Source organism: Thermogutta terrifontis (genome assembly GCF_002277955.1).
Classification (GTDB): domain Bacteria; phylum Planctomycetota; class Planctomycetia; order Pirellulales; family Thermoguttaceae; genus Thermogutta; species Thermogutta terrifontis.
Genome location: NZ_CP018477.1, coordinates 1609977 through 1624042 on the forward strand (window position 1 = coordinate 1609977; position 14066 = coordinate 1624042).

General features: G+C 57.6%; 11 protein-coding genes. 4 read left to right on the top strand and 7 right to left on the bottom strand.

Annotated features, from left to right (window positions below; translation table 11 throughout):
* Window positions 1-4: 4 nt before the first annotated feature.
* The 3 genes from THTE_RS06035 to THTE_RS06045 form a co-directional block, all read right to left on the bottom strand.
* Window positions 5-1066: a glycoside hydrolase family 99-like domain-containing protein gene (locus tag THTE_RS06035; RefSeq protein ID WP_095414586.1), complete on the bottom strand. Its 1062-nt coding sequence runs from the start codon at window positions 1064-1066 to the stop codon at window positions 5-7.
* A gap of 151 nt (window positions 1067-1217) precedes the next feature.
* On the bottom strand, window positions 1218-3839 hold the full coding sequence (locus THTE_RS06040) for a carbohydrate binding domain-containing protein (RefSeq protein WP_095414587.1): 2622 nt from the start codon (window positions 3837-3839) through the stop codon (window positions 1218-1220).
* Window positions 3840-3962: 123 nt separating this feature from the next.
* Window positions 3963-5303, bottom strand: coding sequence for a Gfo/Idh/MocA family protein (locus THTE_RS06045; RefSeq protein ID WP_157731823.1), 1341 nt, complete (start codon window positions 5301-5303; stop codon window positions 3963-3965).
* Between the two features lie 205 nt (window positions 5304-5508).
* Here THTE_RS06045 and THTE_RS06050 point away from each other — a divergent pair, with 205 nt between their 5' ends.
* Window positions 5509-6351 carry a sugar phosphate isomerase/epimerase family protein gene (locus THTE_RS06050; RefSeq protein ID WP_095414589.1) on the top strand — a complete coding sequence of 281 codons (843 nt, stop codon included), beginning with the start codon at window positions 5509-5511 and terminating at the stop codon, window positions 6349-6351.
* 118 nt (window positions 6352-6469) lie between these two features.
* Here THTE_RS06050 and THTE_RS06055 read toward each other — a convergent pair whose 3' ends face one another.
* Window positions 6470-7159: a PEP-CTERM sorting domain-containing protein gene (locus tag THTE_RS06055; RefSeq protein ID WP_157731825.1), complete on the bottom strand. Its 690-nt coding sequence runs from the start codon at window positions 7157-7159 to the stop codon at window positions 6470-6472.
* A 499-nt stretch (window positions 7160-7658) separates the two neighbouring features.
* On the opposite strand from THTE_RS06055, the gene THTE_RS06060 reads away from it, so the two are divergent.
* Window positions 7659-8831 (top strand): S1C family serine protease, encoded by a 1173-nt coding sequence (locus tag THTE_RS06060; RefSeq protein WP_237260213.1) that lies wholly within the window; start codon window positions 7659-7661, stop codon window positions 8829-8831.
* A gap of 5 nt (window positions 8832-8836) precedes the next feature.
* Here the strand turns inward: THTE_RS06060 and THTE_RS06065 are convergent, their stop codons facing one another.
* The gene (locus tag THTE_RS06065; protein WP_095414591.1) at window positions 8837-9421 is read right to left on the bottom strand and encodes a hypothetical protein; all 585 of its coding nucleotides are present in this window, start codon (window positions 9419-9421) and stop codon (window positions 8837-8839) included.
* Window positions 9422-9497: 76 nt separating this feature from the next.
* On the bottom strand, window positions 9498-10859 hold the full coding sequence (locus THTE_RS06070) for a Gfo/Idh/MocA family protein (protein WP_168175795.1): 1362 nt from the start codon (window positions 10857-10859) through the stop codon (window positions 9498-9500).
* Between the two features lie 430 nt (window positions 10860-11289).
* On the opposite strand from THTE_RS06070, the gene THTE_RS06075 reads away from it, so the two are divergent.
* On the top strand, window positions 11290-12039 hold the full coding sequence (locus THTE_RS06075) for an RNA polymerase sigma factor (RefSeq protein WP_237260214.1): 750 nt from the start codon (window positions 11290-11292) through the stop codon (window positions 12037-12039).
* Entirely contained in the window at window positions 12032-12994 is a 963-nt protein-coding gene (locus tag THTE_RS06080; RefSeq protein WP_095414593.1) for a hypothetical protein, read from the top strand. The genes THTE_RS06075 and THTE_RS06080 overlap by 8 nt, the downstream gene beginning before the upstream one ends.
* On the opposite strand, the gene fmt is transcribed toward THTE_RS06080, so the two are convergent.
* Window positions 12987-14009, bottom strand: a complete 1023-nt coding sequence (gene fmt / locus THTE_RS06085) for a methionyl-tRNA formyltransferase (protein WP_237260215.1) — start codon at window positions 14007-14009, stop codon at window positions 12987-12989. The two genes, THTE_RS06080 and fmt, sit on opposite strands and share 8 nt — an antisense overlap.
* Between the last annotated feature and the right edge of the window lie 57 nt (window positions 14010-14066).

The window sequence follows — 14066 nt, forward strand, 5'->3', positions numbered from 1 at the left end:
TTTGTCAGACGGGTTTGACGAATCGTGCCGTCATCTGCCTTGTCAATTCGAGGTATTTCCGTCCGTCTTCCACGGATGGCTCGATCTCGCTTCCTTCGTGCCACTCGTTCCAGGAAGTGATGAGAACCCAATCGGGGTCGGCAGCGATGGCGGCCTCCCATTGCACGGTGTAGCTCTGCCCGTCGTAACGTTCCACTTTCAGGCCGGGCTTGCGGATCTTGGTGTCGTCGTATCCCGGGATGACTGTGAGGGAACTGATTCGGCCGGCGTCCCGGGCGAGCTTGACCCACCGTGGAAACGTTTCTTCGCACCAGGCTTTCACCTGCTCGAGAGATTTGCCGCGAAGGTGTCCCGCCGTGCTGTAGGTATGGAGTCCATCGAACACCTCAGCCGCCTTGGGAGAGAACTGATCGCCCTGGAAAATTGCTCCTCGGCTGAAGGATTTATTGACCATCTGGATGACCTCTGCCCAGGCCGCCACGCCGATTTCACCGACCGCTCGACCGTAAATGAAGACGACCGGTTTTCCTTTGACCTGCAGCCAGGCCGGATGAGCCGCATATTTCTCCAGGAGCCGCACAATATCCTTGGCCGCATTTTCCGGGGTTTTTGGCTGGCCGGGAATCGTTTCGTAGTAGATGGTTACCGCCAGGCCGTGTTCAGCGGAAATATCCAGGATCCGCGGCACGGCCTGATCCTCGAAGGAGCGATGCCCCCACCAACTGGCAATCCAACCCGTTAACCCTGCTTCCTTCGCCCATTGGCAGTGCTGGCGGATGATTTTTGGGTCGTGGGAATCGTATGGGCCAAGCTCCGGGTAATGGGTGCTCGAGCCGATCGTTTTAACGTTCTCGTCAACATCTCGCCAGTGACTCCATCGTCCACTTCCGCCGGTGGCCGCTGGATTACCATACCACGGGTAGTAGAAGGCCAGGACGTGTCTGGGAATCTCACGGCTTGAAACCGCGGGAGCTTCTGCCCCGTAAAGGGACGCAAGACTCTTCCCACCCAGTGCTAACGTGCCCAAAGTTCCCATCTGGCGGAGGAAATCGCGTCGCGTGCTCATGGTTTTTTCTCCTCACGGTCAAGGGACATACGGAAATCGGGGAAAACCTGCAGGGTGCGCAGCGGGAACGCTCCATCCTGCGGACAGAAGCCAAACAGGATTGGCTGTCCGCCTCACGGTCAAAATGCCATGTACAATAAGGCGGGTTGTTTCATTGGATTTCGATTTCGTACCACAGCGTCCTGAATTGGGGCCCTATTTCGACAACGGCCTGATCGCCACCAGAAACCGTCACCGCGTCCCTGCGGCGTCCCGCCTCGTCGAGGGCATAGACTTTCACGCGGCTGGACGAAACCGGCAGCACGATGCGAGCCGGCACTCCTTCGCAGAGGATCGGCTCGTCGCCCCAGCGGCGTCCCACGGTCACCCGATCGCCCTCTTTACGGAAGTCCCAGCCTGTATTTTGGGCCTTTCCCGTAGCAGCGAGGAGGATTCGGCCAGGCCGATCAAATCCGTCCCCTTTGATAACGGTGAGCGAAACGGTCGCCCAACCCAGCTCCGTTTCTCCAATCTGAATCTGGATTCCATTCAGATTGAAAGTTCTTCCGGCGGGGAAACCGGTCACGAGTTTCGTTTTCGGCGAGTTGACCAGGAACACCCCGGCGCCGGGCTGAGAGACATCCCAGCAGATTTGTTGCGTATCGGACAGGAAAACCTTCTGCTCCGCGGACAGCGTGGGTGGTGGCACACTATCGCTGGGTTCTTTCAGTGCCATGGCCACCCGATGGAGCAAGCTCAGGTTGGCGGGAATACCCAAACGGTCGGCGGTCAGCGCCCAGGGATTGAGTGTTTCTCGGAGGATGGATTGTTCCTTTTCACGGGTCATGCCCACGACCACAGCCTGGGTGGCGGGTTGCACATCACCCCGGTAGAACATGGCGACGCAGGCGGGCATGTGAACGAGTTTGGTCACCTCGCTTTTGATGTCGAAGAAACCCGTGATTTTTCGCGGCTCGTAATCTCGACTGTGGCTGTAAGTGAAGCTGAAGATTCCATCCCAATCCTGAAAAGCCCCAAAAGCCGCGATCATCGGAAATCCTTCGGCGGCGTATTCGTTGGGAGCCGGGTGGTTGTATTCGCTCACGGTGAACGGCAAACCTTCGACACGCCGACTGGCGAGTCCGGAAAGTGTGCCTCCCGGCTGATTCACGAGGGCCAGACTACGCACATACCAGTTTTCCGGATCCCATGGCCTGCCGGGGAAAACGGGATGCTGCCAGTAGGCATGCGAGTCGATGTAGTCCAGCCCAGCTTGAATGTGAACTGGACTGTAGGAGAGTTGCGTTCCCGCGACCAGCGGCTTCAGCTTGAGTTCCTCCTTCAGAAATCGGTACATTCCCCACCAGTAGTCGCGTTCGAGCTCCCACAAAAAATCTGCGAAGTCGGCCCGGGCGGCGGCCGTCATTTGCGGTCCGCGAGCAGGAACAATGGGAACCGTCTGATCGGCGAGGGATTGGCCCTCTTCCAGGCCGATGACCCCACCCGGCCGGAGTGACACGTCTGCCAGTTCGTACGTCCCGGGACGGAGTTGGCTGAACGTGATCCTGGCATTTGGATCATCGCGATCCGCCACAAAGCTGAGGCGATATTCCTTCCACTCGGCCGAGGTTTGAACATCCGCGGAAAGGCCGAGACGCTGCCAGGGATCGTGGTTCATCATGCAGTTCACGTCGATCCGGCCCGGTTTGTCCGCTTTCAGCCAGAATCGGAGAGTGTACACCTGACCTTTCTGAACTGAAAAACCGCCCTGGCTTAACTGGGGGATCCAGGTTTCTTGTCCGTTGCGGATGACGCGCAAACGCAAGGCGGGTTTGCCCTGAAAGCCATTCGGAATGACCTCGGCGACGACCTCCGAGAGATTGTCACGCTGGAGGTTCCACACCTTTTCCCACTGGCCGGAAAAGTCACGATTTTTCAGGATTTCCTCGCCCAGGGGTTGACGCTGGGCATTCCACGCTTTGCGAAGCGCGTCGTCACTGCCGTATTTCTTTTTCAGCCAGGCATTCCACAGCTTGCGGAGTTGGCTGGCGTACGGCTCGGGCAAATGATCAAACGCTCCCTTGCGGTACTCGTCAAACGCTGCATTTTCGTTATTGATTTCGACCATCGCAATGGCCGGTTCGTTGATGTACGCCGTGCCGGTGTAGGGATTGACGTGCGTGAGCAAATCGCGGGCATATTTTTTCTGGTACTCGATCATCCGGGGTTCAAAGTTGTCGATCCCTTTATCGTAGTTGGGGAGGCCCTCCACCGCGGGAAAGCCTTCGGCCGGGCCAAACTCCCGGGACACATGCAGATTGAGGTTGGTATAGATCCCGTGCAATTTCAATTGATAAATCAGGTAATCCAGCTTATCCAGCATTTCGGGATCAATCGTCAGCTTATTGGGGCTTTTACCCCAGATGTGCCGATTGTCCATGTGATGCATTCGCACACAATTGATCCCCAGGCTGGCGAGACGCCTGGCAAGGCGTTCTGCCTCTTCCTTGGTTGGGAAGCAGGCTTCAAAACAGAGGTTAGTGGCCCACAGCCGGATCCGCCCGGCATCTGTCACAAAGTGCCCATTTTCCGCCCGAATAAACCCGTGCTTCCCAGCGGGACGGTCAAGCCATTCTGAGATGTTTGTGATGCTGTCCGTTGGTTCGTAGCTCAGGACAAACGGAAAGAGCTTGCCTGGAGTTGCCGTTTCTTCTCCCCGAGAGGGTGTTGCTCCGAAGCACAGTAGCCCAAGTAGCAGGATCAGAATGCAATCGAACGCAACGTTTCGCCTCATGGTGGGACCTCTCTTGGGTGCAGGATCTTATTTGACGGTTTGCTGATCCGACACAACATTCTCACGGCGGACGCACGGTGTGCTGCCGCAGGCAAGAGGTGGCATGCGAGAGTTGATTATAGGCTACAAACTCCAGCCATTGCGATAGGGTGGATTCAGGAGGGCATTAGCTTCGTCGGAGTTGGTGAACCGCAGTTTTTCCGCATCCCAGAAAAGTTTTTTCTGGGTGCGAATGGCAATATTTCCCATAAGTACAACGGCTGCGAGATGGGCTGCATGATCGACGAAATTACTTCCCGGCGCTGGGCCACCTTTACAGGCCTGGATCCATTCCTCGTAGTGGCCGGGCGAACGGGGAAGCATCTTGGGTGGGTCCCCCACTTCTTTGGCCCGCGATTCCGGCAGGAGGCGATCGCCCCACAACATCCCCTCGTCACCGACGATCAGGGTGCCGTCCCCGTCGAAAATGTTTTGATCCCCCAGCGCCTTGGGAATCGGTGGCATCATTCCTCCGTCGTACCACCGCAGGACGATTTCCGGGCGATCTCCCTCTGGAGGGAACACGTAGGTGACGATCGAGGCGATGGGGGCTGTTTCACGAGTGATTTCCGGCGGAGCGCTCCAGTGCGTGGAACAGGCCTCCACGGAGACCGGCCACTTGAGCTTCAAGGCTTTAAATGCGGCGGAAAGATTGTGACATCCAATATCCCCCAGAACACCGGTGCCGAAGTCCCACCAGCCCCGCCAGGCGAAGGGATGATAGCACGGGTGGTAAGGACGCTCCGGTGCCGGTCCCAGCCACAGGTCCCAGTTCAGGTAATCGGGCACAGGAGGAGTTTCTTTGGGCCGGGGAATGCCTCGTGGCGAAATATCGGGACGACGATTGGACCAGGAATGGATTTCACGGACCTTGCCGATCGCTCCCGACCAGATGTACTCGCAAATGCGGCGTGCTCCCTCCGAGGCCTGACCCTGGTTCCCCATCTGCGTGGCTGTTTTGGCCTGAGCGGCCAGCTCTTTGATGGCGAGGGCCTCACCCACGCTGTGGGTTAACGGTTTCTGGCAAAACACGTGCTTGCCCAGCTTGAGTGCCATGGCGGTCACCACGGCATGATTGTGGTCGGGAGTCGCCACCATAACGGCGTCGATGTCCTTTTGTTCTTCCAGCATCTTCCGGAAGTCGGCATAGATTTTGGCGCCAGGATACTGAGCGGCGACCTGCTCGGCAAAGCGGCTATCCACATCACAGATGGCCACCACGTTTTCCGTTTTGGCAGCCTGTGCGATGTCGTGTCGTCCCATTCCCCCGACACCGACCGCTGCCACATTGAGCCTGTTATTTGCGGAGGGTTGACCCGGCTCGAGTCCCAGTGTTTTCGCTGAAACGTACATCGCGACGGCTGCGCCAGAACCTGCCGCCAAAAAACTGCGGCGGGACATCGCGGAGGGATGCGTGTGGGCCATGGTATCGTCTCCCATCAACAAAGTGTGGTGCACGTGTTGGTTCAGTACGCGACGGCATTGTAATGGAGACGATGGCCGAAAGAAAGTCACCGGGCCCAGGGACCCCTTTGCCAAATGGATTAGCAAGAGGTTATCATGATGGGGCGTTTGGACTTGTTATCCACAAGATGACACTTCTGGGATCAATCGCGAGGAGGAGACAGCTATGGATCTGACACGTCGCGAATGTCTTAAGCTGGGGGCCGCAGCCGCCCTAACCGTGGCGGTGAAGAAAACGTCCTTTGCGGGACTGGAGCGCAAAAAGATTCCGGTCGGGGTTCAGCTCTATTCCGTACGCCAGGATGCGGCCAAGGATTTGCCGGGAGTGCTCAAGGCCATCAAAGAGATGGGCTACGAGGGCGTGGAATTTGCGGGTTACTATGGACACGACGCGAAGACCATTCGCAAATGGCTGGATGACAACGGCCTGAAATGTTGCGGAACGCACACGGGCTGGGACACACTTCAGCCCGATAAGCTGGAAGCCACCGTTGAATTCAATCAAACGCTCGGAAACAAATATCTCATTTGCCCGTGGCTGAACCCGGCTGAGTTTGCTTCCAGCAAAGAAAAAACGATTGAGTTTGCCAAACGTTTCAATGAACTGGCAGAGAAGGTGAAGGAAAAAGGAATGCTCGTGGGCTATCACGCACACGGGGGGGACTTCAAGAAGTTGAATGGTGAAACGGCGTGGGAGATCTTCTTCAGCCATACTGTCCCCGAGGTCGTCATGCAAATGGACATTGGTAACTGCCTGGGCGGTGGCGGGGATCCCTACGCGATTCTTGAAAAGTTTCCAGGCCGGGCCAAGACGATTCACCTCAAGGAACACGGTGGACCGCAGGGAGCAGTCATTGGAGAAGGCGAGGTCAAATGGGAGTGGGTTCTCCATTTCTGCGAGACGAAAGGCGGGACCGAGTGGTACATCGTGGAACAGGAAAGCTACGCCGTGCCGCCGCTGGAGGCAATCCGGAAGTGCCGCGAAAACCTGCGGAAGATGGGTGTCTGAACCTCCTTGTTTGATCGTGTGATTGTTTTCGAGAAAGAAAAAGCCCAGGGACTGTTAAGGGTCCCTGGGCTTATCTTTCCGGTTGTTCGATTAGTTTTGACTTGCAGAAAGAGGTTTTTCACGCGGGCCGTGTCGTTTTTCGCCGTCTGAGAATGGCCAGGGCGGCTGCACCACCCGCCAGAGCAACCAGTGCCGAGGGTTCCGGGATGGGCTCAATGCTGTATCCCAACCGGCGAATGAGGATGTCCTGATCGATGGCCTTTTTCACATAGACACCCCCCGCCACGACTTTTTTGATCTGTGGGTTGGGGAGAGAAATCTCCACAGTTTTCCAATCCACGAACTCTTCCAGATAGACCCATTCATTCCAGATGAGGTTGTTGGCAGCATCGAAGGCCAGAATGAAGCCGATCTCATCTGGATTCGCCCCGCCGTAAAAATCGTTCCGGTAAAAGTCCATGGCGACGTAGGAGACGGGACTGTCAAAAACGGCTTGGAGGTTGGCCCACTTGCCCCGCCAGGAAACCTGATCGGTGTTCACTGGTGGTATAACGTGCCAACCAAAGAAGTGAATCGTGCTGGGGTAGTGGCCTTTATCGTCCACGAGAGCGAGGACCCGGCCATCGGGGGGATTCTGGTTTGTGTTGCCCAGCACTGCGGTGAGAGTCACAAACGGGGGCGTAATTTGTGAGCCCACCGCGTAATCATCAGGGTTCACCCACACGATTCCTGCGTGGGCGTCCTGGCTGCCCCAGAATGACAGACCAGAAAGGACGACAAACAAACCCAGGACTCGAAACGTTCTCATGACTCTTCTCCAAATGCCTCTCGAGCTCTGTTCCGGAAAACGTTCTGCCCATCTAACTGATTTTACGTGCGACATTCATCTCCACTAACTCATCCATATTAACCAAACCTTCTCGTGTGAATCAAGAGAGAATGAGAAATTGGGATTGAATGCAGAAAATGCGAAGATCGTTTACTTCTAATGGGGGGTTATCTCGGTTTTGACAAGTCAATGCGAGACAGCCTCGTTGAATTTTGACGGCTGCACCCGTGGAAAAGTTCCCCCCGTGTGAGTGAAAGCGTTTCTTTATGTTTCTTACACCATGCAAATTGTGCAATATGCCAGGTTGGTCTCAAAGTCATTTAGACGATTGATCCCATCGAGAATTCCGGCCTGCGCCATTTCCCGCAGAAACTGCGTTGGTCAGGCCCATTCTCTCGGCTCGGGGCGTTGTATATTTAGAGGTGGTCCGTCAAAAACCGGAAAACCAAGTCGGGGGTCTGATGTAATGACAAGTAAAATGATCAGAAAAAGGTTTATCTGGGCTATTGTCAGCTTTGCGTTTGTGCTCAGTGGGGGGGTTTACGCGGTTGAGGCTGAAGAGGCGGGTCGAGTCAGAACGATCACCATAGCGGTCGATCGCTACGGTCCGATGGATCAGCAGGCCCGAGCCGCGCTACAGCAGCAGTTAGCCGACGCGGTCAAAGTGCTCCAGGCGCAGGCGAACGCCACCCGACTCATTGCCAAGCTCGTCGGCCCAGCCGTGGTGCATATCGAGGCAGAGGTTCTTGGCCGACGTGCCCTTCAGCATGGGGCTGCCCGGCCGGTGGAAGAGGCCGGCTCCGGCATCCTTGTCAAACTGGCCGGAAAGACGTGCGTTTTCACCAATCGCCACGTCATCGCGGGGGCGTCTCCGGAAAAGGTGCGGATTTCGCTCGCCGATGGACGGATCATTCAACCGCTAAGAATTTGGTCGGATCCAGAAACGGATGTGGCTGCGATGGAAGTCGGGGTGGAGGATGTCGTTACGGCACCGTTGGGTAATAGCGATGAGGTGGAAATCGGCGATTTCGTCCTGGCGTTTGGAAGTCCCTTTGGGCTGAGTCATTCCGTCACGTTCGGCATCATTAGCGGTAAGGGTAGGCGGGACCTGGACCTCGGTGACTCCAACGTCCGGCTCCAGGACTTTCTCCAGACCGACGCGGCCATTAATCCGGGAAACAGCGGAGGACCGCTGGTCAACCTCAACGGCGAGGTGATCGGTATCAACACGGCCATCGCGAGTAGTTCCGGCGGAAATGAAGGTGTGGGTTTCGCGATCCCTATCAACACATTTCTGTTTACGGCCAAGCAACTCGTCGAGAAGGGAACCGTGACGCGGGCCTTTTTAGGGGTCACGCTTGATGCCCGGTTCGACTATCAGGCCGCGCAGCAGGCGGGTTTACAACAACTTGTAGGGACGCGAGTTGTGACGGTCACACCGGACTCCCCGGCCGCCAAGGCGGGGCTTCAGCCTGGCGATATCATTTTACGGATGGACGGGAAACTCATCGAAAACGATGCCCACCTCATCACGCTTGTCAACATGAGTGAGGTGGGCAAGGAAATAACGCTCCAAGTTCTCAGAAACGGCCAGATGCTCGATGTGAAGGCGGTTCTGGTAGCCCGTCCGCAGAATCCTGCCCAGGGATGAACGCCCTATGCATTGCGTCCGACGGGTTTTACCGTGGTGGTCTTGCGGGGGACGAGCTTCGGGCAAGGCGGTTCATCGATGGCCACACCGCACTTGCGTAAAGAGCACGCAATGGCCGTTTTGTGTTCACCCTGCGCCTGGGCGAATCCGGCCTTGAGGACGCCAATCGCATTGGGGCCGGCGACGCGCTGGAGAGCCATCCGCACGTCTTCACCGAGATCGGCATCGAGGAGCAAGGGCAAAGCCGACGCCTGATCGATCTCCTCATCCTTAATGATTTCCGAGAGCATCCACACGATATCGCGGCGGAGTTGCAGAGGGAGCCGGGTATCGCCCAGCATTTCTCCGAGGGTTTCCACCACCGGACGCCGAAGTTCTTCTCTACCGGGTGCTCCCACGTAGCGAACAATCTGCCACATCCCTCGGTTCGCTGCTCGAGAGATTTCCAGCTCTCCTTCGGCGGCAAGATCGGCCAGGGGACGCAGGGCGGCGGCACCAAGAGGCCCCGCAGCCAGCCAGGCGTCACGTCGAACAAACGGATCCGGCGATTTGAGCAATTCAACCAGTTTTTGCACGGTCAATTCTTCCATTGTTGGCTTCCCTTTATTGCTAAACTGTTCATTTTCGGCTCGAAAACGAACGGCGCTTCTTGATCACCTGTTCCGATCAGAGATGGTAAGGGTGCCGCTGGGGACGCACCATCAGGCGGCGGGCTTGCTCGTCACCAATAATCTCCTGTTTGACGGGATCCCAGTGCAGCTTTCGCCCGAGCATGTAGGAGAGGTTGCCAAGGATGCAGAGGAAGGCGACTCCCACGCCAGCTTCGACATCCATGATCGTTTTCTTGCCGGTGCGAATTCCCTCAAACCAGTCCTCAAAATGGCCAGGGCTTTTGTAGACATCCTTGGCCCCCGGGGGCGGGACCCATTCACGGACCTTTCTTTCCACCCAGGTACCACCGTCGCCACCCCAATGGACCATGGTGCCTTTCTCGCCGCGATAGACGGCGCCATAGCCGGGCCGTGTAATCTTGCCACCCGGCTCTTTTCCCGTCCGTTCCTCCGGCGGGACCGGTTCTCCGGGCTGGTTCCAGGTGAGTATCCAGTCGGGATTCTTGAAGACATACGTCACCTTCATTTCCACGCAGGAATCCCACAGACCTTCTTCGGGTGGAGTTCCGGTGGCTTCCACTTCCACAGGACCTGTGCCGTCCGCTCCGAGCCACCACATCGCGCAGCTCATAACGTGGGCGCCGCGGTCCCGAATCTGTCCGCCACCTGATTCCAACAGCCAGCGAAACACCCCATGCAAATACCGCTTGTTATAGGGTCGCCAGCGCAGCGGGCCGAGCCACAAATCCCAGTCCAGCTCCGGTGGTGGATCGGAATCGGGCGTGTGACTTTTATCGACTGGGCTTGGATAATGCCAACAATCGACCCGATAAACCCGCCCGATGTTGCCGTTGACGAGATACCGGTGTGCCAGGTACGCTTCGGGCTGCGAACGGCCCTGGGAGCCGATCTGGCTGGCGATCTTGTTTCGCCGGGCCGCTTCGATCATGGCCTTTCCTTCTTCGATGGTGCAACAGGCGGGTTTCTCACAATAGATGTGTTTGCCACATTCAGCAGCATGGACGAATTGCACGCCGTGCCAGTGATCGGGTGTCGCGATCACCACGGCGTCCACGTCCTTGCGTTCCAGGATGTAGCGATAGTCACGGTACACGTCGGCCTGGGGACCCACGAGTTTGGAAGCCTGTTCGAGTCGCGTATCATCGACATCACAAATGGCCACGTGTTCGCACAGGCCGGCGTCTCGCAGCCCTCTCATTTCGCCGTATAACCCTCGTCCTCTCCCACCCATACCGATATGCGCGACGCGGATTCGCTCATTGGCGCCGGGCTTCCCATTGGACGCGAGGGCGCCGGGGGAGATCAGTTCTGGAATGGCCACACTTCCGGCTGCCACTCCTAGTCCGGCCGTCTTCAGAAACTCGCGGCGTTTGACTCTTTTTCCATTACCGGGCATCACAAATCCTCCATTGCTAAAGAACACGGCCAGCGGGCTGGGGGAGGCCTTTGGCGCTGGTGCGATCGACGGCATTACTTTATCCGCTCAAGCAGCGCGTAGCAACAACCGGGAAGGAGGGTGCGTGACAAAATCCCCCCCTTTTGGTGGGCAACTCTGCGCCGTTGGCCACAGGCGGCGGTCACGGAATTCCGTGGGTCAACCGCCGGTCAGAAGCTCCTTACGGAATCTCGGAGCCTGATGAAGCGGGCCGGCTGTGACTCGCCAGGCTTGTCGTAACTCATTGTCGAAGAATAACTTGCAGCTTTGCCCGGGACTCTGTGGGGAATGCGGTGGCACAGTTGGCGCTCAATTTGCTTAAACCAAAGCAGCCCTCCCACCAACGACCCGCCTGAAACGAACTTAGCGCTTGTGGTCAGGAGTGTGTACAATGATCTGTGTCCGAAAATTTCGCAAGCGAGCTCGTTCGGTTGGCCGCCGTCGCGGTTTGTTGCCGAACGTGCTTTCTCGAAAAGCCGTACTGAAAATGGACGCGCTTGCTGGACACCAAGATTGGCAAGGTCAGGGGCCGCCCCGACCGGAATGGTCCGATGAGGACCTCATTCGCGAGTACCAGATGACTGGTTCTCCGCAGGCGTTTGAGGAACTGGTCCGTCGGTACGAACGCGAATTGTTCAATTATTTGTGCCAGTACCTGCGCGACCCGGAAATGGCCGAGGACGCTTTCCAGGCCACTTTTCTTCAGGTCCACCGCAAGTGTCATCAATTTGACGCAGGACGACGGTTCCGCCCGTGGTTGTACGCAGTCGCCACCAACCAGGCCATTGATGCCCAGCGACGGAGCCGCCGTCATCGCTTGGTGAGTCTGGATCAGCGAACCTTCGGCCAGCTGACCGAGAATGAGACAGGCGCGTTGGTGGACATCGTGGAAGGGGCGGAGCTCGACCCCGAAGAACGACTTGAACTCAGTGAGCGTAAAGAGGATGTGCAGCAGGCCCTGGAACACTTACCGCCCGCTCTGCGGGAGGTGATCCTTCTGGTGTACTATCAGGGGCTTAAATATCGGGAGGCTGCAGAAATTCTCAATATTCCGGTGGGGACTGTCAAAAGTCGCCTGCACTCCGCGATTCGCAAACTTGAACATCATTTAAAGCTGCCTCAGTCGCCAAGCCATGCCTGACCATCTGGAAGCCCAGTTAATCGGCTACCTCCTCAATGCACTGGATGAAGAGGAGCGCGAGCAACTGGAAGCGGAGTTGGCTCAACGGCCAGGATTACGGCGGCGCCTGCGACAGTTAAAGGAGTTTTTTGAGGTTCTCGACAAAACCCGGGAGGAGTGGATACCACCGGAGGGCCTGGTTACTCGGACCTGTGCCCTTGTGGCTCGGGATCGGGTGCGGTGCGGTCAGCCGAATGGGCGGAGCGGTCCGGTAGCGGCCCGTGCCGTAGCCGGAAACGCCTCGGGAGCCACTTACCGCTCAGGCAAGGTCGGTTTCCGGTGGGCACCTTTGGGCGACCACTGGGCTGGGGAACGGTCTTCGTGGTCGCTTCTCGATCTTCTCGCCAGTTGCGTCGTCATCTTTTTGCTGGCAACCCTCCTTCTGCCGGCTCTGGTGGAGACACGATTCCACCACCAGGTGGTTGCCTGCCAGGAGAACCTTCACCGGCTGTACACCGCGCTCGGTCATTACCACACACTTCACCCGGAAGTTCGTTTGGCCGCCTTGAATGGACAAGATGTCCCGTTTGTCGCCCTCGGTGCTCCTTCCCTGGTACATTTCGGTTACGAGCCGCAGGGTTGTCCGGGTTGGTCCGTAAAACAGGTGGGTCGGGAAATTCCGGGAGAAACCGAGCTGGCCAGCCTGGGAAGTCCCATGGGGTACGCCTGTGCTCCCTGGAGCTTGAGTCCTTCCTCCCCACAGATCGACGGAGAAATGGTGAGTCTTCCCAGCACGGTCATCTGCCGCGATGCACGCGTTGCCAGCGTGTGCGGGAGTCGATCCTGGAATCACATGGGCAGGGGTGAGAACTGGTTATTCGCCGACGGTCACGTCCAGTTCGTGCCCCAGCCAGCCGTGGTGGCCTGGGAGCGTCCGACTTTTCAGACCATGGTCGAGCAAGTCTCCATCAAGTGACTTCCGGACGTCTCGATTCCTCATCGTTTTGCTTCACAGCGTTCTCTGAAGTCGTTGCCCCATTGATTGTGGACGGCTCTTCCGGAGGACCGAAGCGGTCCCCAGGTCGAAGTCGGTAACCTCGCAGGAACTCATCGGCGGACATCATTCGTTTTCCTGCTGGTTGGAGCTGCGTGATCACGACGCCCCCCTGACCGGCAGCCACCACGATTCCTGACTTATCGGCCTTCACAACGGTTCCCGGTGGGGCGTCAGGCGGGATTTCACTGGTCGTCGAGACGGGGCCAAGAATGATTTGGAGTGGCGGCTTGCCCGGCCGATGCCAGTAGGTGAAGGTTTTCGGCCAGGGTTCCATCGCCCGTACCTGATTGCGAATGGCCTCCGCAGGCCGACTCCAATCCACCAGCCCATCGGATTTTTTCAGCCGGGGTGCCCGGGAAGCCAGACGAGGATCCTGGGGCAGGGCTTCGAGGAGTCCCGCTTCCAGGTTGTCCAGGGCGCGGCGAACAAACCACGCGCCCAGCTTGGCCAGCCGCTGTTCGAGTTGGGGAGCTGTTTCATCGGGAAGGATTTCGATCTCCCCTTGAGCAATGATCGGGCCAGCATCCACCTGGGGCGTCATGTGGATGACGCTCACGCCGGTTGTCTTTTCGCCGTGATAGATGGCCCAGTTGATTGGCGCGGCGCCGCGATACTTGGGAAGCAAGGAAGCATGGAGGTTGATCCCCCCTAACCGTGCCGTGGCCAGTGTCTCGGGCGCTAGAATCTGCCCATAATCGCAGACGACAAGCAGGTCGGCGTCCTGACTGGCGAGAAATTCTCGGGAGGACGGGGTGTTGATGTCCTCGGGGTCAAAAATCGGCGTGCCATGAGCGAGGGCAATTTCCCGCAGCGGGCTGGGAGGAACAGGCTTTCCCCGGCGAATAAGAGGGGCCGTTACCAGGCACACCACTGAATGATGAGTGCGGTAAAGCTCCTCAAATGTGGGAACGCCGAATGGACCTGTACCAATCATGATCAGCCGCATTAGACCGCGCCATCCTCGTTTGCAGAGTTATCTGGCCAATGTGAG